At 56.8% G+C, this 18,900-nt stretch carries 16 protein-coding genes; 11 read left to right on the top strand and 5 right to left on the bottom strand.

The annotated features are described in order from the left end of the window. The first annotated feature begins 10 nt into the window (after window positions 1-10). The 3 genes from ACKGJP_RS32690 (at window position 11) to purD (ending at window position 3,344) form a co-directional block, all read left to right on the top strand. Window positions 11-1,189, top strand: coding sequence for a phosphoribosylaminoimidazolecarboxamide formyltransferase (locus ACKGJP_RS32690; protein ID WP_409342912.1), 1,179 nt, complete (start codon window positions 11-13; stop codon window positions 1,187-1,189). Between the two features lie 142 nt (window positions 1,190-1,331). Beyond that, entirely contained in the window at window positions 1,332-2,078 is a 747-nt protein-coding gene (locus ACKGJP_RS32685) for an IMP cyclohydrolase (protein ID WP_409347316.1), read from the top strand. Between the two features lie 12 nt (window positions 2,079-2,090). Continuing rightward, window positions 2,091-3,344 carry a phosphoribosylamine--glycine ligase gene (gene purD / locus ACKGJP_RS32680; protein WP_409342911.1) on the top strand — a complete coding sequence of 418 codons (1,254 nt, stop codon included), beginning with the start codon at window positions 2,091-2,093 and terminating at the stop codon, window positions 3,342-3,344. Window positions 3,345-4,365: 1,021 nt separating this feature from the next. On the opposite strand, the gene ACKGJP_RS32675 is transcribed toward purD, so the two are convergent. Next, window positions 4,366-4,521: a hypothetical protein gene (locus ACKGJP_RS32675; protein WP_409342910.1), complete on the bottom strand. Its 156-nt coding sequence runs from the start codon at window positions 4,519-4,521 to the stop codon at window positions 4,366-4,368. A 216-nt stretch (window positions 4,522-4,737) separates the two neighbouring features. On the opposite strand from ACKGJP_RS32675, the gene ACKGJP_RS32670 reads away from it, so the two are divergent. The 3 genes from ACKGJP_RS32670 (at window position 4,738) to ACKGJP_RS32660 (ending at window position 7,953) form a co-directional block, all read left to right on the top strand. Beyond that, window positions 4,738-6,027, top strand: coding sequence for an acyl-CoA dehydrogenase family protein (locus tag ACKGJP_RS32670; protein WP_409342909.1), 1,290 nt, complete (start codon window positions 4,738-4,740; stop codon window positions 6,025-6,027). A gap of 24 nt (window positions 6,028-6,051) precedes the next feature. Next, window positions 6,052-7,203: an N-methyl-L-tryptophan oxidase gene (gene solA / locus ACKGJP_RS32665; protein WP_409342908.1), complete on the top strand. Its 1,152-nt coding sequence runs from the start codon at window positions 6,052-6,054 to the stop codon at window positions 7,201-7,203. Window positions 7,204-7,293: 90 nt separating this feature from the next. Next, window positions 7,294-7,953 (top strand): Bax inhibitor-1 family protein, encoded by a 660-nt coding sequence (locus tag ACKGJP_RS32660; RefSeq protein WP_409342907.1) that lies wholly within the window; start codon window positions 7,294-7,296, stop codon window positions 7,951-7,953. Window positions 7,954-8,081: 128 nt separating this feature from the next. Here the strand turns inward: ACKGJP_RS32660 and alr are convergent, their stop codons facing one another. Then, on the bottom strand, window positions 8,082-9,260 hold the full coding sequence (alr, locus tag ACKGJP_RS32655) for an alanine racemase (protein WP_409342906.1): 1,179 nt from the start codon (window positions 9,258-9,260) through the stop codon (window positions 8,082-8,084). A 198-nt stretch (window positions 9,261-9,458) separates the two neighbouring features. Between alr and ACKGJP_RS32650 the strand changes: the two genes are divergently transcribed. From ACKGJP_RS32650 to ACKGJP_RS32640, 3 genes are read left to right on the top strand one after another with little or no spacing between them, the layout of a single operon-like run. Beyond that, window positions 9,459-10,781 (top strand): neutral/alkaline non-lysosomal ceramidase N-terminal domain-containing protein, encoded by a 1,323-nt coding sequence (locus ACKGJP_RS32650; RefSeq protein WP_409342905.1) that lies wholly within the window; start codon window positions 9,459-9,461, stop codon window positions 10,779-10,781. A gap of 44 nt (window positions 10,782-10,825) precedes the next feature. Further along, window positions 10,826-11,734: a GNAT family N-acetyltransferase gene (locus ACKGJP_RS32645; RefSeq protein WP_409342904.1), complete on the top strand. Its 909-nt coding sequence runs from the start codon at window positions 10,826-10,828 to the stop codon at window positions 11,732-11,734. Between the two features lie 50 nt (window positions 11,735-11,784). Continuing rightward, complete coding sequence (locus tag ACKGJP_RS32640) at window positions 11,785-12,960, top strand: M20 family metallopeptidase (RefSeq protein WP_409342903.1); 1,176 nt, start codon at window positions 11,785-11,787, stop codon at window positions 12,958-12,960. A gap of 93 nt (window positions 12,961-13,053) precedes the next feature. Here ACKGJP_RS32640 and ACKGJP_RS32635 read toward each other — a convergent pair whose 3' ends face one another. The 3 genes from ACKGJP_RS32635 to ACKGJP_RS32625 all read right to left on the bottom strand — a co-directional run bounded on the left by ACKGJP_RS32635 (window position 13,054) and on the right by ACKGJP_RS32625 (window position 14,814). Further along, complete coding sequence (locus tag ACKGJP_RS32635) at window positions 13,054-13,866, bottom strand: sugar phosphate isomerase/epimerase family protein (protein ID WP_409342902.1); 813 nt, start codon at window positions 13,864-13,866, stop codon at window positions 13,054-13,056. A gap of 94 nt (window positions 13,867-13,960) precedes the next feature. Next, window positions 13,961-14,092, bottom strand: coding sequence for a hypothetical protein (locus ACKGJP_RS32630; protein WP_409342901.1), 132 nt, complete (start codon window positions 14,090-14,092; stop codon window positions 13,961-13,963). A 173-nt stretch (window positions 14,093-14,265) separates the two neighbouring features. Further along, the gene (locus tag ACKGJP_RS32625) at window positions 14,266-14,814 is read right to left on the bottom strand and encodes a hypothetical protein (protein WP_409342900.1); all 549 of its coding nucleotides are present in this window, start codon (window positions 14,812-14,814) and stop codon (window positions 14,266-14,268) included. Between the two features lie 149 nt (window positions 14,815-14,963). On the opposite strand from ACKGJP_RS32625, the gene ACKGJP_RS32620 reads away from it, so the two are divergent. Continuing rightward, window positions 14,964-16,103, top strand: a complete 1,140-nt coding sequence (locus ACKGJP_RS32620; protein WP_409342899.1) for a DUF3048 domain-containing protein — start codon at window positions 14,964-14,966, stop codon at window positions 16,101-16,103. Between the two features lie 236 nt (window positions 16,104-16,339). Continuing rightward, on the top strand, window positions 16,340-17,458 hold the full coding sequence (locus ACKGJP_RS32615; RefSeq protein ID WP_409342898.1) for an LCP family protein: 1,119 nt from the start codon (window positions 16,340-16,342) through the stop codon (window positions 17,456-17,458). The last annotated feature ends 1,442 nt before the right edge of the window (window positions 17,459-18,900 follow it).

Here is an 18,900-nt window from a genome sequence, read left to right as displayed (position 1 = left end):
GGGTACACGCATGAGCGACATTTATGAACTTTCGCTTCGTTACGGGATGAATCCGCATCAAAAGGATGCCAAGCTGTCGAATGGCGGCAAGCCATTGCCAATCAAAGTAGTCAACGGCGATCCCGGTTACATCAACCTGCTGGATGCGCTTAACGCTTTCCAGCTCGTACGCGAGCTTCGCAATGCGACCGGGCTGCCGGCAGCCGCGTCGTTCAAGCATGTAAGCCCTGCGGGCGCTGCGGTTTTTGCACCGCTTAACGACACGCTGAAGAAAGCCTATTTCGTAGAAGGCCTCGAGCTCTCGCCGCTGGCTACCGCTTACGCACGCGCTCGCGGAGCGGACCGGATGTCCTCGTTCGGCGATGCCGCCGCGCTTAGCGATACGGTTGACGCATCGACGGCGCAGCTGTTGAAGCGCGAGGTGTCCGACCTTGTCGTGGCGCCGGGGTATACCGATGAAGCGCTGGATATTTTGAAGGCGAAAAAAGGCGGCAAATACCTGATCCTCCAAATCGATCCGGATTATGTGCCGGACCCGCACGAAATGCGTCTGCTTTTCGGCCTGAAGCTGGAGCAGCAGCGCAACGACGCGGTACTAACCGAAGCTTCCTTCGAGCGGATCGCAACGAAGAACAAAGCGCTGACCGACGAAGCGAAACGTGACTTGCTCGTTGCGCTCATTACGCTCAAATATACGCAGTCCAACTCGATCTGCTACGCGCTTGACGGTCAAACGATCGGCATCGGCGCAGGGCAGCAATCCCGTATTCACTGCACGCGTCTCGCGGGCGACAAGGCCGACCGCTGGTTCCTGCGTCAGCATCCAATGGCGCTGGGCATGAAGTTCCGTCAAGGACTTGCACGCGCCGAGCAAAACAACGCGATCGACCTGTGGCTGGAAGAAGACGTGACACCGTTTGAGCAAGCGGCATGGGAGCAGTGCTTTGAAGAAGTGCCGCGCCGCCTGACTCGCGAAGAGAAACGCGAATGGCTGCAAGGGCTGCAAGGCGTTTCGTACGGCTCCGACGCGTTCCTGCCTTTCCGCGATAACCTTGACCGCGCGAGCCGCAGCGGGGTCAAATACGTTGTACAAGCAGGCAGCTCGATGCGCGACGAGGAAGTCGTGCAGGCGGCCGACGATTACGACATGGTTATGGTGTACTCGGGCGTTCGCTTGTTCCACCACTAGAAACGACGTGGGGTAGCCTCATTTTGCATAAGAAGCGAAAATGGCGGCTATTTCCGTATTCTAAGCTTGGATTTTATTCGGTTCTTCAAAAACCGGCCCTACCGGTTTCCCGACATCGCCGCGTGCGAATAACGAAAGGAAGATTCCTACCGTGACAACGACTACCAAATGGGACGCCATTGCCGAAGGCAACATCGCTTCCTTGAAACAGAACGTTTACCCGGGACGCGGGATCGTCATCGGCCTTACGCCGGACGGCACGCGGCTTATGCAAGTATATTGGATCATGGGACGCAGCGAGAACAGCCGCAATCGCATTTTTGTGGAAGAGGCGAACGGCTTCCTCCGCACGGAAGCACGCGATCCTGCCAAGCTGACCGATCCGTCGCTGATCATTTACTACCCTGTGCGCTATGAGGGACAAGCTCATATCGTCACCAACGGCGACCAAACGGATACGGTTTACGAAGCGCTCCAAGTCGGCGGTTCTTTCGAGCAAGCGCTGACGACGCGCACGTTCGAGCCGGACGCTCCAAACTACACGCCGCGTATTTCCGGGCTTGTTGATCTGAAGGACGAGAATTGCGCCTACAAGCTGTCGATTCTCAAAACGAACGCAGGCGATCCGTCGCAAACGCAGCGGTATTTTTACCACTACGAGCAGCCGATTGCGGGCTACGGTCATCTGATTCACACCTACGCGGGAGACGGCAATCCGCTTCCGTCGTTTAACGGGGAGCCGGCGCTGGTACCCTTGCAGGATGATATCGAGGCTACCGCGCGCTATTACTGGGATCTGCTCGACGGGGAGAACAAGGTTTCCCTGCTAGTCAAAACGATCCGCCGCGACAACGGACAAACCGAAATGAAAATCATCAACAAAGACTAGGAGGGCTCTCACTTGCGTATTTTGGTCATTGGCCGGGGCGGCCGCGAGCATGCGATCATATGGGCGCTATCGAAGAGCCCGAAGGCTAAAAAAATATACTGCGCGCCAGGCAACGGCGGGATCGCCGAGCTTGCGGAATGCGTGCCGATCCAGGAAAATCAGTTCGAGGAAATTAGCCAATTTGCCGTCGATTACGGCATTGACCTCGTCGTCATCGGCCCGGAAGACCCGCTCGCCGACGGTATCGTCGACTTTCTGGAAGCGAAGCAAATTCCGGTGTACGGCCCGCGCGGCAACGCTGCGATCATCGAGGGCAGCAAGGTGTTCACCAAGAACCTGATGAAAAAATACAGCATCCCGACTGCCGCATACGAAACATTCGAGCGTTACGAGGATGCGCTTGCCTACGTGCGCCAAATGGGCGCGCCGATCGTCATCAAAGCGGACGGACTGGCTGCCGGCAAAGGAGTCGTCGTCGCTCAAACGCTCGAAGAAGCGGAAAAAGCGCTGAAGGACATTATGGTGGACAAGGTGTTCGGCGAATCGAACGTTGTGGTCGAGGAGTTCTTGCAAGGCCAGGAAATGTCGCTCCTGTCGTTCGTCGACGGCAACGTCGTGCGTCCGATGGTTCCTTCGCAGGACCATAAGCCGGTGTTCGACAATGACAAAGGCCCGAATACTGGCGGTATGGGCACTTACTCGCCGGTGCCGCACATTCCGCAATCGGTTGTCGACGAGGCGATCCGCACGATCGTGAAGCCGACTGCCGAGGCGATGGTCAAGGAAGGACGTCCGTTCCGCGGCGTGCTGTATGCAGGCTTGATGCTGACGGAGCAAGGACCGAAAACGATCGAGTTCAACGCTCGCTTCGGCGATCCGGAGACGCAGGTGATTTTGCCGCGGCTCGAAACGGATCTGCTGGACATTTTCCTCGCTACGATCAACGGACGTCTTGAAGAAATGGACATCCAATGGAGCGATCAAGCGGCGGTTTGCGTCGTGCTTGCTTCGCCGGGCTACCCGGGTCCATACCCGAAAGGATTGCCGATCGAGGGCTTGCGCGATGTGAAGGATGCGATCGTGTTCCACGCCGGAACGTCGGACAAGGACGGCCAAATCGTGACAAACGGCGGACGCGTGCTCGGCGTCGTCGGACGCGGCAGCGGTATTGCCGAAGCGCGCGCACAGGCATATGCGGGCGCCGATATCATCCAATTCGAAGGCAAGCACAACCGTACGGACATCGCGAACAAAGCGCTTGTCTAGAGCGATGCAATAAGAAAAGACCGTTTCAGACAGAGGGATCTGTCGGAGACGGTCTTTTTTGCAGGCAGACGTCCGTACGTGTTGTATGTTGTACAACATTTTGGCGATCGGAGACCCGTCGAATGGCTGAATGCTGCATAAAATGCAGCATTTTTTGCTAAGAAGCGGCTCTTGAGGCTCATATTGCGGAAAATGTTGTATGTTTTACAACAAGTGGTTGCTGCGGGGACAGAAATATCGGAATATGTTGCAAATAATGCAGCATTCCCTTTCAACGCCGGCGTGTGGCAACCAGAGCAAGCGTGGAAACCAGAGTAAGCGTGTGGCAACCAGAGCAAGCGTGGGGGACCAAGATCAGTCAGGTTGACTTGGTTGCGGAGGCATCGTATGATGGAATTACGAATACACAGTAATGTAGTCGGAATTAAAAGCCGGCAGCATGAAAAGACTTCAAGGATCCCGGACGGCGGCGCGGGTGGAACGGGGTCTTTTTTCGATAGGTGTTGAAAATATGAATCTTAGAGCAGCCTTCACCGTTCAACCGCGGCTAACGGGACATCGACACGCTATTTTGAGCCAAGCAAAATGTGGAGCAGCGCGCCACGCTCGAACTGGAAAACCTCCCGTTAAAGCTGCAATTATTGCTTCGCGGATCGAAAAAAATAAGATTTAGATGGAGGAATTCCATTTCATTCCGCAGCATGAGAAGCCATAGGCTTAATAGATGGAGGTATTCCAGTTAGGTGGCCGGTGGCGAGAGCGGAGTCAGAAGACTAGTGTGTTTTACAGTTCCATTGGTCAAATAGGCGGCGTATGCAGGGTGCGTCGGTTGAGGCACGATGGTCAAGTAGGTGGTGTATGCAGTGTGCGTCGGTTGAGGCACGATGGTCAAGTAGGCGGTGTATGATGGCTGCGTCGGTTGAGGTACGATGGTCAAGTAGGTGGTGTATGCAGATGCGTCAGTGGAGGCACGATGGTCAAGTAGGCGGTGTATGCAGGTGCGTCGGATGAGGCACGATGGTCAAGCAGGCGGTGTATGCAGATGCGGCGGTTGAAGCGCGATGATCAAGTAGGCGGCGTATGCAGGGTGCGTCGGTTGAAGCGCGATGATCAAGTAGGCGGTGTATGCAGGGTGCGTCGGTTGAGGCACGATGGTCAAGCAGGCCAAGTTTGTCACACTCGGTGGGCCGCATTAATTACTCGCGTTTGTCACCCACATCATACGTTAATTTGGCCAAGTTCGTCAGATTAGGCACGTTTATCACGTTCTATATGTAAATCACTTATATCGCTCGTTATGCGAGGATTGAATAGTACGTTGCTTAGTACGCTCAGGGCTTATTGGGGTTAGTTTATTACTTCTTTTCGTTGCGGGAAGTGAGGGGGATGGAAAATGCGCGATAAAAAGTCTGGTCATACGGATCAAGAGGATACTCGCAGCGGTAGCGGACAGGTTGTGCAGCAGGAACAGCAGGAACAGCAGGAACAGAGAAGACATACTCTTCGCGCCTCGCGTATTTCGCGGAACGGCGCCAAGCGGGAAAGGTTGTCCTCGCTGATGGATAAGATAGGGGAGTTGGCCGGCCGTTTTGCCGAACGGGCCTCTCAACATGACCGCGAAGGGACGTTTCCCTACGAAAATATAGCCGATCTGCGGGAAGCCGGATATCTGGCTTTGACGGTTCCCTCCCGTTACGGGGGCATGGGAGCCTCCTTATATGAGCTCGTCGTTCTGCAAGAACGGCTTGCCCGCGGAGACGGGGCTACGGCTTTATCTCTCGGCTGGCATCTGACCGCGATTATGGAGCTGGACGTACGGAGGTCGTGGAAAGAGGATACGTTCGCCGAGCTGTGCAAGGATGTCGTGGAGGCCGGCAGCTTGGTGAACAAGCTCGCGACGGAGCCTGCGACAGGAAGTCCGGCACGCGGCGGCAGGCCGCAAACGACCGCCAAGCGAACGGAAGACGGCTGGCTGCTGAACGGCCGCAAAACGTTCGCGACGATGGGGACGGCGCTCGATTATTTGATCGTCTCGGCGGGGATCGAAGGGGAAGAGGGGATCGGCGAGTTCCTTCTTCGCAAGGATACTCCGGGGATATGCTTCGTACCGACTTGGGATACGCTGGGGATGCGGGGTACGCGCAGCGACGACCTCTATTTGGAGGACGTTCGGGTTCCGGAGGAAGCGCTGGTGCAACTGCTTAACAAGAAAACGGGCTATAAGTCGCTAGGGGGCTGGTATTTGCATATACCGGCTTGCTATCTGGGCATCGCGCAGGCGGCACGCGATTATGCCGTCGAATTCGCCGCTGCTTACAGCACGAATAGCACGAACGGGCCGATCCGACATTTGCCCAACGTGAGGCAGCTAGTCGGCCGCATCGATCTGGAGCTGCTGACGGCAAGGCATTTGGTGCATGCGGTGGCCAAAAGGTGGGATGCGGAGCCGGAAGCGAGGAACGAGCTGGGTACTGAGCTGGCAGCGGCGAAGCATGTCGCGACCAATACGGCGGTATCCGTCGTCGATATGGCGATGCGGGTCGTAGGCGGACACAGCTTGTTCCGTTCGTCGCCGCTTGAGCGGTATTACCGCGACGTCAGGGCGGGCTTGCACAATCCGCCGGCTGACGAGATTACGCTCGGCATGCTGGCGAACAAGGCTTTTGAAGCGTACGACGATTAGGGAACGGAGGAGGAGAGGCCAGCGATGAAACGACACTACGGCACGATCGTGATCGGAGCCGGCGCCATGGGGATGGCGGCGGGTTATTATTTAACGCAGCGAGGTGCCGATCCGCTACTGATCGACGCCTTCGATCCGCCGCATTCGGAAGGCAGCCATCATGGGGAATCGCGCATTATCCGGCACGCTTACAGTATGGATGATGCCTACGTTCCGCTCGCCCTGCGGGCGCAGCGGCTGTGGAACGAGCTGGAGCGGGATACCGGACGGCTGTTTACGAAGACGGGCGTGCTTCGCGTAGGGTCGGCGGGCTCCGCTTACCTGAGCGAGCAAGCGGCTGCGGCTGCGCGGTATAACGTTCCCATCGAGGCGTTATCCGCCGATGAGATGGCTCGGCGGTGGCCGGGCATCCGCGTGCCGGAAGGAATGGCCGGCCACTTCGAGCCGGAAGCGGGTGTACTCTCCCCGGAATCCTGCCTATGCGCATACCGGATGATGGCCGAGGTGCATGGCGCCGATCTGCTGATGAACACGAAGGTGCAAAACATTCGTATCGGCTCCCGCGATGCGACGGTCGTAACGGCGGCCGGCGAATTTACCGCGGAGCGCCTGATCGTCAGCGCCGGAGCATGGACGAACCGGCTGCTGGCCGGGCTGCGTCTACCGCTGCTTGTGCTGCGCAAAACGGTTGGATGGTTTCAGGCGGATGAAGCCTTGTTCCGCTCCGCTGCGTTTCCCGCTTTCATCATAAACGACGCCTCAGGCGACTATTACGGCTTTCCAAGCTTGAACGGGAGCGGCTTGAAAGTCGGGCGGCATGACGGAGGTCAACGGATCGCGCCGGACGCGCCGCAACTGCCGTTCGGTTTCTATGAAGAAGATGTGAAGGATCTTCGCCGTTTGCTGGAAGCCTATTTCCCGCAGGCGTCGGCGAGCAAGCTGCTGAAGGGTTCCGTCTGCAAATATACGATGACGCCGGACGAGCATTTTATCGTCGACAGCCACCCGGAGCATCCGCATGTTTGGATCGCCGCAGGCTTCTCCGGCCACGGCTTCAAATTTGCCAGCGCGATCGGCGAAATGCTCAGCCAGTTGGCCTGCGACGGGAAGTCCGAGCTGGACCGTTCCATTTTTGCCATGATGAGACCGGCTTTACGGAATGCATCCCAATCCTGAGCATCAAAAATTTGACAACCTGTCATAGCTTGACCGGCAAGTATGATATACTAAAGGGAGTAGTTCATTTCCGGAAAAGGTGGGTTGTTCATGGATATGCAGCAGCAATCGGCATATGGGGTATCACGGGAATACAACGCTTCGTTCCATAAGCTGATGCGTATGTTTACGCTATCGATTTTGATTTCGTTTATCGGTACGGTTGTAGGGACGCAAGTGCCTCCGGCGCTATTCCTGCCGCTCATCATTCTCGAGTTTGCGATGCTGATCGGCGCTTTCTTTATCCGACGCAACAAGAAGTCAATCGGCTACCTGTTCGTGTACGCATTTACGTTCCTAAGCGGGGTGACGATGTACCCGGTAATCGCCAAGTACGCATCGGTCGGCGGTGCCGGAATGGTGAACTCGGCCTTTATCGTCACGACCGTCATTTTCGCCGGCCTGACACTCTATGCTTACTTTTCCAAGCGGGACTTCAGCTTCCTTGGCGGCCTGCTCATGATCGGGTTGTTTACGCTTATCGGCTTCAGCCTCGTAGGATTGTTCGTCGGCGGCTTCAGCGGCCCGTTAGGTCTCGGGATCGCCGTTGTCGGGGTGCTCGTCTTCTCGGGCTACGTACTGTACGACATTTCGCAATACAAGCACGGCCTGCCGGACGAAGCGATTCCGCTCGCGGTGCTGAACCTGTACTTGAACTTTATCAACCTGTTCCTGTACATTCTGCGTCTGTTCGGCCTATCGCGGGACTGATCGCCATAGCTTAGCAAACAAAACAAAAGCCGGAGAACTTTAGAGTCCTCCGGCTTTTGTTTGTTTTATGGAGCTTCCAATCGGCACATAGCTCAAGCTCGTTATTTTCTTCCGGCGCCAAGCGGGCATCATGCTCTATCCCGATCCGCTTCGCCATACACCCTCGGCACCCGTTTGCTTATGCCGCACAGCACCTCGTAGCCGATCGTGCCGGTAAGCGCGGCGATTTCTTCGACCGGCACCTCGTCGCCGAACAGAACGACTTCGTCTCCGGCGGCAAGCTTCGGGACGTCGGTTACATCCGCCATCATCTGATCCATGCAGATGGTGCCGACGATTGGAGCTCTGCGTCCTTTGACCAGCACGGAGCCGATGTTGGAGAGGCTGCGCGGCAAGCCGTCCGCATACCCTACGGGAAGCACGGCAATGAGCGTTTCCCGTTCCGCCCGGTAAGTGCGGCCGTAGCTGACGGATTGACCGGCGGGAATCCATGTTAACGCCGCGATTTTCGTGCGGAGGTGCATGGCCTTCTTCAAATTCACAGCGACAACCGGCCGTTCGGCGCAAGGATTTACGCCATAGAGACCGATGCCGATTCGGACCATGTCCATATGCATGTGAGGAAAATGAATCGTCCCCGCCGTGTTGCAGCAATGGACGAGCGGGATGCGTATGCCGTTCGTTTCCAGATGGCGAACGATCTTCATGAAGCTTGCGAACTGCTCTTCCGTGAAGCGAGAAGCGGCGCGGTCGGCCTCCGCAAAATGCGTAAAGACGCCTTCCAGCTCGGCATGCGGCGATCCGGCGGCGATTGCCGCCAGCTCCAGCGCTTCTTGCGGCGCGCTCACGCCAAGCCGGGTCATGCCGGTGTCGATCTTCAAATGCACGCGAGCCTGCTTGCCGGAGCGTTCCGCGTGGCCGATGACGGCTTGCAGCGATTCGCGGGTAAATACCGTGACGGTGACGTCGTGCTCGACAGCCGCGGCAGCGAACTCGGGCGCCGTATAGCCCAATATGAGAATAGGCGCCGTGATTCCCGCTCTGCGCAGCTCGAACGCTTCGTCCGCGAAGGCGACGCCCAAATAGCCCGCCCCCGCCTGAAGAGCGGCGGCTGCCGTTTGTACGGCGCCGTGCCCGTAGCCGTCCGCCTTGACGACGGCCATCAGCAGGCTGCGTTCGCTCAGAAGCGCCTGAAATGCCCTGACGTTATGCCGGATCGCCTCCGGCGAAATATCGGCCCATGTATGGCGGTGACGGCTTTCGGGCTGCCCCTTGACAGCTCTATTTAGCGATTCGGCGATATGCATGGGAATTCTTCCTTTCCTGCCTCGAACAACTGATATCAGTATAAAAGCGTTAAACCGACATGGCATTATCAAAAATGGAGAAAAAATGGTTGTCGGGTTGTGAAAATAGACAAACTGATTGCGCATTCCCCCTATTATAATGGTTGTAGCGGGGTAGAGGCCAGCGATTGGGGCTGGCTTGTCAGCAGAACGTTTACGATGGAAAGGATGAGGACCGTGCTCAAATGCGGGATGGCAGAGGTGGACGTTACGCCACCCTTGAATAGCTCGATGCCGGGCTATTTCCGCGATCGCAAATCGACGGGCGTGCTTGACCCGTTATATGCGAAAGCGATTACAGTGGAAACGGAAGGGGCGGCAGCCGTGCTGGTCGCCATTGACGCCATCGACCTGCCGCGCCGCGTCGTGCTCGGGATCCGGGAACGCATCCATAGCGAAACGGGTATTCCGCAAGCGAACATCATGGTATCCGCGACGCATACGCATACCGGCCCGCCGGTCGTTACGAGCTCGCTGATGACCGCCGACGAGGCGTATTTGCAGCAGTTGACGGAGCGGGCGGCGGATGCCGCGATTCTCGCTTACCGGGGGAGTAAGGAGGCCCGAATCGGTTTTGGCTGCGGGTATGAAGCGGATATGGCGTTCAATCGGCGGTTCTGGATGAAGGACGGCACCGTTCGGATGAACCCCGGAATCGGCAATACGGACGCCGTAAGGCCGGAGGGGCCGATCGATCCGCAGGTGCTCGTCATTCGGATCGACGCGGTGGACGGCAGTTCGATCGGGGTTGTGACGAACTACGCCTGCCATACCGACACGGTCGGAGGCACGAGGTACAGCGCCGATTATCCGGGCGAGCTTAGTGCGTCTTTGAAGAGGTCGCTCGGCGGGCACGTCGTCAGCCTTTTCTTGATGGGGGCCAGCGGCAATATCAATCATATTGACGTTAGCGGCGGATGGCCCGTACAACCGGAGCATCACAAGGTAATGGGGCGTATCCTGGCAGGCGAGGTGCTGAAAACGCGGGAAAAGGCGCGGTTAGCCGATCGCGTCGAGCTTGGTGCAGCGCAAGCTTTTTTTCAGGTCGCGTACCGTAAGCCCTCCGAGGAAGAAGCGGAGGAGGCCCGGCGGCGCATCGGTTCCGAAACGGTAAACGAGGTCGAGAAGGCTTTTGCTTCCGAGCTGCTGCTTGCTTATGCTGAGGAGGAGATTTTCGCGGACATTGAAATGCAGGCGATCCAGCTGGGTCCGCTGGCTGTCGTAGGCTGCCCGGGCGAGTTGTTCGTCGAGCTGGGGCTGGCGATCAAGGCGGCGTCTCCTTTTGCGTATACGGCTGTCAACGAGCTCTGCAACGGCGCGGCTCCCGGCTATGTTTGCACCCGCGAGGCTTTCGAGAACGGCAGCTACGAGCCCCGCATAACGTCCAACAGCCGATTGCCGGCGGAAACCGGAGAGCTGTTCGTACGGCATGCCGAGGAGCTGCTGGGCAGGATTTACGCAAATCGGACCGAAACAAGCTGATCCGTCTGCTACATATTTTAAAACCGACAGGAGAGGGTGTTTGTATGGAAAATGAAACGGTCCGTTACGGACGGTTGAACGCCTGCACGTTCGATGAGGCGTTGTCGCTGTGGAATCGGGGATTCGCCGGCTATTATTCGGATATGACGAGGAGCATGGACCAGCTGCTTGCCAGCTTCGCTGCGACTGCCATTAAACCGGCCCTGTCGGTGGTAGCCTTCGTGGACGACGATCCGGCCGGTTTTGTCTTCATCGCTACGAAAGACGTGGACGGAAAGAAATGGGCGTGGAACGGGGGGACCGGCGTCGCGCCGGAATACCGGGGCAAAGGGATCGCCAAAACGCTGATGCGGGAAACGCAGCTCGTTTTGGCAGAGGAAGGCGTGGACCGGGCGATTCTGGAGGTCGTTTGCCGCAACGAGCACGCCATAAAAGCTTATGAAAGCGGAGGCTTTCGCAAAGCCGACCGCATCATTGGACTTATCCATACGGGAAGCCTAGGGGGCCTCGGTTCCTCTCCATCCGTTTCGAGTAGCCGTTTACAAGCGGAATACGGCAGAGCATCGGCAGCCGGCGCGCTTTCCTTTTACCGGGAAACGGCTGCTTGGGAATGTATGTGGCACAATATCAAGAACGGCGAATCGCTGATTGTTCGCGACGAATCCGGGGCCGCGGCGGCGTATGCTTTGTTTAGCCGCGTATTGGATAAACAGGGCAAACCGGAATCGATACATCTGTACCACTGTGAAGCGGCGCCCGACAGGGAAGACCGGGAGGCGCTGTTCGGCATGCTGCTAAGCGGCGTATTCGGCCCTCTCGACTTGACATGTACGCGAAGCACAGTCAATATGTCTACGGCTAACCCGGAGCCGATCGCCATGCTGCAGGCCGCGGGCTTCGAAACGCGCTATGAGCAATATTTGATGGTATTCGATCGTAACGGAGAATCTTAGGGCGGATATGACAATCAATCAATCAATCAAGCGAGGAGCGATGACAGGAAATGGAGCAGTTGAGAGAACGGGCGCAGCAGCTCGAAGAGACGCTTATCGCGCTGCGCAGGGAGATTCACCGCTTTCCGGAGCTGAGCTTTCATGAATACCGTACGTCCAGCCGGGTAACGGAGGAGCTGCGCAAGCTGGGACTGGAGGTGCAGAGCGGCGTAGGCGGATTCGGCGTCGTAGCGGAACTGCGCGGCCGTCATCCCGGCCCGGCGATCGCGTTCCGTGCGGATATGGACGCTTTGCCGATAACGGAGGAGACGGGGCTCGCGTTTGCGTCCGAGACTCCCGGCGTCATGCACGCGTGCGGACATGACGTCCATACGTCCGTTTTGCTCGGGGCGGCGATGCTGCTCGCGGAACGTCGCGACGACCTTCACGGAACGGTGCGCTTCCTGTTCCAATCGGCGGAAGAAATTCTCGCCGGCGCCAAAGCGATGATTCAGGAAGGCGTGATGGAGGGGATCGACGAAGTGTACGGGGTCCATAATCTGCCGAGTCTTCCCGCAGGCAAAATCGGCGTGAAGCCGGGCGTCGTCATGGGCTCGATCGACCGGATCGAAATCCGGGTGAACGGCAGGGGCGGGCATGGCGGCTATCCGGAGGCGTGCATCGACCCGATCGTCGCCGCATCCGCCGTCGTTATGGGTCTGCAGGCAGCCGTCAGCCGGGAAATTCCTAGCGCGGCCGGGGCGGTCATTACGATCGGCACGATTCAAGCCGGAACGGCCAACAACATCATCCCCGACTACGTGGAAATGACGGGTACCGTGCGCCATCTGGACGCCGAATGGCGCCGTACGATGCCCGAGCGAATATCCCGGATCGTCCGGGATATTTGCAGGGCGTACCGCTGCGAGGGTAGCGTCGCCTATATCGAGCAGGTGGCGCCCGTCGTGAACGACGAGGCGTGCGCCGCATACATAGGCGAAACCGCCGATTCGCTCGTCGGCAGGCTTAATCGCACGGCGCCGCCGCCGATGACGTACGGCGAAGATTTCGCCGAGTTTTTGGCCTTCGCCAAAGGCGGCTTCTTCTGGCTCGGCTCCGGCCCGCAGGAGCAGCCGGAGCTAGCTCCTGGCTTGCATAGCCCGCGCTTTAACCCGGACGAAAGCTGCATCGCGATCGGCGCGGCCATGTTCGCCGGGATTGCCTTGAAGCGGCTGTCGGGCAGGTAGCCCCTTCTATCGGAAAGACCGCTCACCTTCTCATTACCGAGACGGGAGCGGTCTTTTTTTGAATGACTTCAGTCGTTAGGCGGTTATCTTGCTTTATTTGGCAAGCGCCTGCTCGAACACCTCGTCTTCGAAGCGCTTGGCCATCCACGCGCATACGTCCCACAGGTCGGCAACCGGCTGCTTCGTGAACGGCAGCGTGTGCATATAGCCCGGAGGGCCGAATTCCGGCGTAAACGTCGCGAGCGGAACGCCCTTGGCGGCTTTCAGCCGCAGGATGCTCGACCACCAGCCTTCGTGAGCCGCCAGCTCAGCGGCGTATTCCGGCGCGGCCGGATGGGGGACCTGCGGTCCTTCCGCATAGCCTACGCGACCGTGAATATGCAGCGTGCGCTCGAACGCCAAGGCCAGATTGTCCGCCTGATCGCCGAGCAGCGATTCGCATACGCAGCACCAGTGGCTGAAGTCTGCGGTAATTTTTAGATCGGGAAATTCGCGCAGCAGCTTGGCTGTCGTCCATGGGGTGAACATCGCGCGCATCCGATGCGTTTCATGCCCTACGGGAATGCCGTACTCCCTCTCCAGCTCCAGAGCTTTGGAGAAGAACGCCGCTTGATCGGCGAACTCCATGGAGTCCTTCGCGCTATGCGAGGTGATCTGCACGGGTCTGAATTCGGCGCTTGCGTCTAACTGACGCTTGAACGAATCCGCATGATCGGGCCCTTGCGTGAACAACATCGCGATATAGTCGAGCTTATGCTCGGCCAAGAGAGCTTTGAACGCTTCTTTTTGATCCGGAGCCGGCAGCCCCGTCTCGATTCCATGATAGCCGGCAGCGGCTACCTGCTTGACCTGCTGCTCCAGCGTGCCTTCCATTCCCCACAGCGACTTGAACACCTTCAGTTCCATCGCGCCCGATTCCCCCTTTGTCGGCGTCCGCCTCTCCCACGAGACTTCCAAGCCGTATCTTCAAGCCCATTGTAAAAAAAGTTGGGGGCAGGAATCAATCGTTATTTTTTTTGATCATCTGCAGCTTGTCCCTATGCCGGTATACGTAGACGACGGCGACGGCAGCCACGACGAGCAGCGTTAGCGACAGCCAGTGGGTGCGTACGTAATCAAGCACTTCCTTCAAGAGGTTCACCTCTTTCCCGTTATGGCAAACGAAACCTATATAGGAAAAGGATTCCCGCAAGCGGCGGCGCTTATGTAAATCCGATGCAGGCTGTCGCATGATCCGAGAACAGCGAGGGATTACGTAGTTGGAGAAAAAAAATCGCCCGGCGCGGAGGCCGGACGGTCGTAAGCTTATGGTTCGTGGTTTTTCAAGCTCCAGGAGGTTGGCTCCTGATAGGCTTCCCAGACGGGATCCCCGGTTTTGAAATCGTACCAAAGCATGTGTCCCCGTTCGCCCTTCTCTAATATGAACCAGACAATTTTGTCCGAAACGTAGTCGTAGGGGGCGATGTACATCTCTTTGATGTTCTCGGGTTGAACGTTTTTCTCTTTGGCTTTGGCGAGAATCAGGTCTTTCGTTACGCCGTCCTTCGTAAAGGCGGAGCCGTACGATTTGATTTGTTTCTTCTCGAGCGTCAGCCAGACGATCTTTTCTTGTCCCTGCGCATCGAAGCCGGTTACCATCTTGAAGGTAGGGCCGCCTACGCGGATTTTTTGCTGCTCGCGGATTTCGCTCAGGAGCTTGTTGTCGAGCACATATTGTTTCGCTTCTTCATCGGAAGGCAGCAGGGCGGCTTTCACCGCTTGATCGTCCCGGCCGAAGCCATATAACAGTACAAAAACGGCGCCTACGGACAAGGCGACGATGGCAATCAGAATAAGTAGGGCTTTCCATTTCATTTATGCGGCCTCCCTCCCGATTTATTGTAGCAAAACGAGGTTGTCCCGACAAATGACGTATATGTGAACGCATATTCACATACGATAGGTTCATAGAGAAGCGACTGCCTGCTTGCGGGCTGACAACAGGGAAGGGGAGAGTAGGCGTTATGCCGATCCAATCAAGCCAATATAGCGATAGCCGGGCATTTTCCCGCCGCAGCAAAATAAAACGCAGATACGGACTGGCGCTTGCCGCCGTCTTCATGCTCTGCGGAGCCGCTTCCTTGAGCGGGTGCACAGGAGGCGGAGGAGACGCCGCCGCCGTCAGCAAGCCGGGCGCAAGCGAGCGGATTCCGGCCGGCGCATCGCCGCAAGGGACGTCCGAAGCGGGAGTGAAAGGGACGGCTCCGGCGGTCCAAGCCAAGCAGCCTTTCGCCGAGCCGCTTACCGGGCTGCCTGCCGAAGGCGAGCGGAAAGACCGTCCTGTGATGGTCATGGTCGAAAATTCGCCGCAGGCGCGGCCGCAATCCGGGCTGGACCAAGCCGATATCGTCTACGAGGTGCTCGCGGAGGGCGAGATTACGCGGTTTTTGGCCGTTTATCAGAGCCAGTCTCCCTCGGAGATCGGACCGGTGCGGAGCATACGCCCCTATTTCGTGGAGATCGGGGACGGTCTTGACGCGGTACTTGTGCACGCCGGCTGGAGCCAGGATGCGATCAATATGATCGCGAAGCGCAATCTCGCCCATTTTGACGAGGTGTATGGCGACGGGACCTACTATTGGCGCTCCGACGAGCGTAAAATGCCGCATAATCTGTACACCGGCATCGATAAAATACGGCGCGGCATCGCGAACAAGAAGCTGCGGAACGACTGGAACGGGCCGATATTGGCGTTTCTGGCTCCCGGCAAATCTGCTGCAGGGACGCCTGCTTCGCATGTCACGATTCCCTATTTGCGCGGCTATAACGTTTCCTACGATTATGACGCCGGAGCCGGCATCTACAAACGCTCGATGGAAGGAAAGCCCCATCTGGACGCAGCGACGCAGAAGCAGCTTACGGCCGACAACGTGCTGATTGTGGAAGCGAAGCATCAGGTGCTGGACAACGAGGGACGCCGGGACGTCGACGTGTTCGGTCCGGGCCATGGGGTTTTGCTGCAGAAGGGGAAGCGCCAGGATATCGTATGGGAGCGTAAAGGCGGGCTCATTCGCGCTTACGCGGATGGCGAGGAACAGCCGCTCGTGCCGGGACGGACGTGGGTGCAAATCGTCCCCGAGGGGACGAAACTCGACGTGAAATGACGGTACAGTCCTGAAGGAGACATAGCGGCGCGAAGTGAAGGTAATACATCCAGAAGGACAAAAATCGACAGTAAAATACCGGCGGGCTGCCGCGGCTTTTGGAGAAGCATGACCGGAATTGGATGAAATTGGCGAGCGGCGTCATCGGATTTTAACCTTTTTGTAATTTATTTTTAAGGTTTAGCTTGTATGATGGAGGAATCTATTCCTGAAGTCGCATAGAAAAGAGGGTTACCATGTCGCAAGCTACCCTGCCCATCTCGCCGCTTCCGCCCCGCGATAAGTCAAAGCGCCGGAAATGGTGGCTGATCGCGGCAGCCGTCCTATTCGTCATTCTCGCCGCAGCCGGCGGCTACACATACTATTTGTACGATAAAGCGAACGATGTCATCAAGCAGATCGGAACCCCGGAGAGTGTGCCCGATGATGCTTTGGCCCATACGAAACCGCTCTCCTTCCTGCTGCTCGGGGTCGATTACCGGAAGGAAACGGCCAGTATGAATTCCGACGTCATCATGGCGGTAACGGTCAACCCGGACCGCAAATCGGCCACGGTCGTCTCGCTGCCCCGCGATCTGCACATGAACCCGAAGGGGCTTCCCGAGCGGAAAGCGAATTATTATTTTCCTTATTTCTACAATCAGGATAAAAAGACGGCCTTCAGCGAAACGAAGAAGACGTTCAGCACGTTCTTCGGCTTCTCGTTCGATTATATGGCGACCATCGATTTCCACGCCTTCGAGCAGACGGTCGACGCCCTGGGCGGGCTGACGCTCGACGTCGATATGGATATGAGGTATGTCGACACGGAAGACGGCACCGATATTAACTTGAAAAAGGGCACGCAGCTGTTGAACGGCAAGCAGGCGCTTGATTTCGTCCGCTACCGCAAGTCGAACCGGAATACGGAAGAGTCGAGCGATATGGAGCGCAATATGCGCCAGCAGCAGGTCATCGACAAAACGATGGAAAAGCTGAAATCGTTCGGCGGCGTGCTGAAAATCGGGGAAATCATGCAGAAAGTCGGCGACGGCATCCAAACCGACATCCCGTCCGCGCAAATCCGCAGTCTTCTGCAAACGTATTTCAACATCAACCGCGAAAACATCCAGTTTATCCATCTGGAAGGTGATTGGATCAGTCCGTACATCGAAGTGACGGACGAGGATCTGGATAACGCCCGCGACGCGCTCAAGCAGCAGCTCGATCTGCCGACCGCGACACCGACTCCGAGCGGCAGCGCGGGGACGGGTTCGAACGGAACGGGCGGTACAGGCGGCGGGACCGCTACGCCGAAGCCGACCCCGACGCCGACGAAGAAGCCGTCGGTCGGCGGCAGCGTGTACGGGCGGTAGGCGGTTAAGACGCTGCAGAGTCGCGCCGTTAGAGCTATAAGCACGGCAGACCGGCATGTGGCAGGCAAGCGTATGCTGCAGGTGTATTTCTAACCAGTCGCTCCGGATGAACACTTGGAAACCTGCCCTAGATTGTCCGCAAACCGTTTTTCTTAATACTAAGCAAAACCGCTGGAGCGATGCTCGATTCAGCGGTTTTTTGTTCGTTCTGATAGCCCCACAAACCCTCAATTACGAAGAAGGTCAGGTATAAAGAGACGCTTCAACCCCTTAATAACTGGATGGGGAGAACATGGAGCACATGGAGCACATGGAACACACTGCGGATACTGCGAAAAACGAACTGTAAAACCTGCTGTTATTAGTTTCTATATGCGTGCTTGGCAATATGTAACTGTAAAACCTCCATTACAATCAACCGCTTCAGGGTTAAAATCGATCCGCTTTATGAAATAACTGTAGGATTTCCAGTTCGTTTGCCTCAATCCGTCGTTTGTGTGTAATTTAGCTGCAGGTTATACAGTTAGTCGGTTGGATTAGTCGGTTGGATTAGTCGTTTGGATTAGGCGTTTGGAGTAGGCGGTTTGGATTAGGCGTTTGGAGTAGGCGGTTGCATTAGTCGGTTGGATTAGTCGGTTGGATTAGTCGGTTGGAGTAGTCGGTTGGATTAGTCGGTTGGATTAGTCGGTTGGATTAGTCGGTTGGAGTAGGCGGTTGAATTAGTCGGTTGGATTAGTCGGTTGGAGTAGGCGGTTGGAGTAGGCGGTTGGATTAGTCGGTTGGATTAGTCGGTTGGAGTAGGTGGTTGGAGTAGGCGGTTGGATTAGTCGGTTGGATTAGTTCGGTTGGATTAGTCGGTTGGAGTAGTCTGTTGGATTAGGCGGTTGGAGTAGGCGGTTGGATTAGGCGGTTGGATTATTAGTCGGTTGGATTAGTCGGTTGGATTAGTCGGTTGGATTAGGCGGTAGGATTAGGCGTTTGGATTAGGCGTTTGGATTAGGCGTTTGGATTAGTCGCTTGGATTAGTCGCTTGGATTAGTCGTTTGGATTAGGTGGTTGATTAGTCGGTTGGATTAGTTCGGTTGGATTAGTCGTTTGGATTAGGCGGTTGGTTTGATCGATTGGTTTAATCGGTTGGTTTAATCGCTTGGTTTAAATCCTGAATGAGCTCGCGGCTAGAACGTCCTACTCGCATTTCAAAATGCGGGGAGCGGTTTTTTAGTCAATTTTGGATACCCTTTTGTGCGTTCTGTGCATTTTTTAAGCAGGGTTTCATCCCCTATGATGGATACAGAGATTTGCAGAATGGGTTGTTGCAGCAGGCGAACGGCTTCAATGATCCGGCGGCAAGACGAACATTCCGGAGGGCGCCGCGGAGAAGTTGCCGAAACCGGTGAAAGGGGGAGCAGCGTTACGAATTGCTTGGCTGAGTGATAGGCGGA

This window comes from Paenibacillus litoralis (genome assembly GCF_046244365.1).
Lineage (GTDB): Bacteria > Bacillota > Bacilli > Paenibacillales > NBRC-103111 > Paenibacillus_V.
The sequence above is the reverse complement of the archived record's forward strand: the minus strand, read 5'-3'. Positions and strand labels throughout refer to the sequence as shown.

Coding starts and splice junctions, on each gene's coding strand:
- ACKGJP_RS32690 (WP_409342912.1), top strand. CDS start 11: ATGAGCGACATTTATGAACTTTCGCTTCGTTACGGGATGAATCCGCAT.
- ACKGJP_RS32670 (WP_409342909.1), top strand. CDS start 4,738: ATGCGCGATAAAAAGTCTGGTCATACGGATCAAGAGGATACTCGCAGC.
- solA (WP_409342908.1), top strand. CDS start 6,052: ATGAAACGACACTACGGCACGATCGTGATCGGAGCCGGCGCCATGGGG.
- ACKGJP_RS32660 (WP_409342907.1), top strand. CDS start 7,294: ATGGATATGCAGCAGCAATCGGCATATGGGGTATCACGGGAATACAAC.
- alr (WP_409342906.1), bottom strand. CDS start 9,260: ATGCATATCGCCGAATCGCTAAATAGAGCTGTCAAGGGGCAGCCCGAA.
- ACKGJP_RS32650 (WP_409342905.1), top strand. CDS start 9,459: ATGGAAAGGATGAGGACCGTGCTCAAATGCGGGATGGCAGAGGTGGAC.
- ACKGJP_RS32645 (WP_409342904.1), top strand. CDS start 10,826: ATGGAAAATGAAACGGTCCGTTACGGACGGTTGAACGCCTGCACGTTC.
- ACKGJP_RS32640 (WP_409342903.1), top strand. CDS start 11,785: ATGGAGCAGTTGAGAGAACGGGCGCAGCAGCTCGAAGAGACGCTTATC.
- ACKGJP_RS32635 (WP_409342902.1), bottom strand. CDS start 13,866: ATGGAACTGAAGGTGTTCAAGTCGCTGTGGGGAATGGAAGGCACGCTG.
- ACKGJP_RS32625 (WP_409342900.1), bottom strand. CDS start 14,814: ATGAAATGGAAAGCCCTACTTATTCTGATTGCCATCGTCGCCTTGTCC.
- ACKGJP_RS32620 (WP_409342899.1), top strand. CDS start 14,964: ATGCCGATCCAATCAAGCCAATATAGCGATAGCCGGGCATTTTCCCGC.
- ACKGJP_RS32615 (WP_409342898.1), top strand. CDS start 16,340: ATGTCGCAAGCTACCCTGCCCATCTCGCCGCTTCCGCCCCGCGATAAG.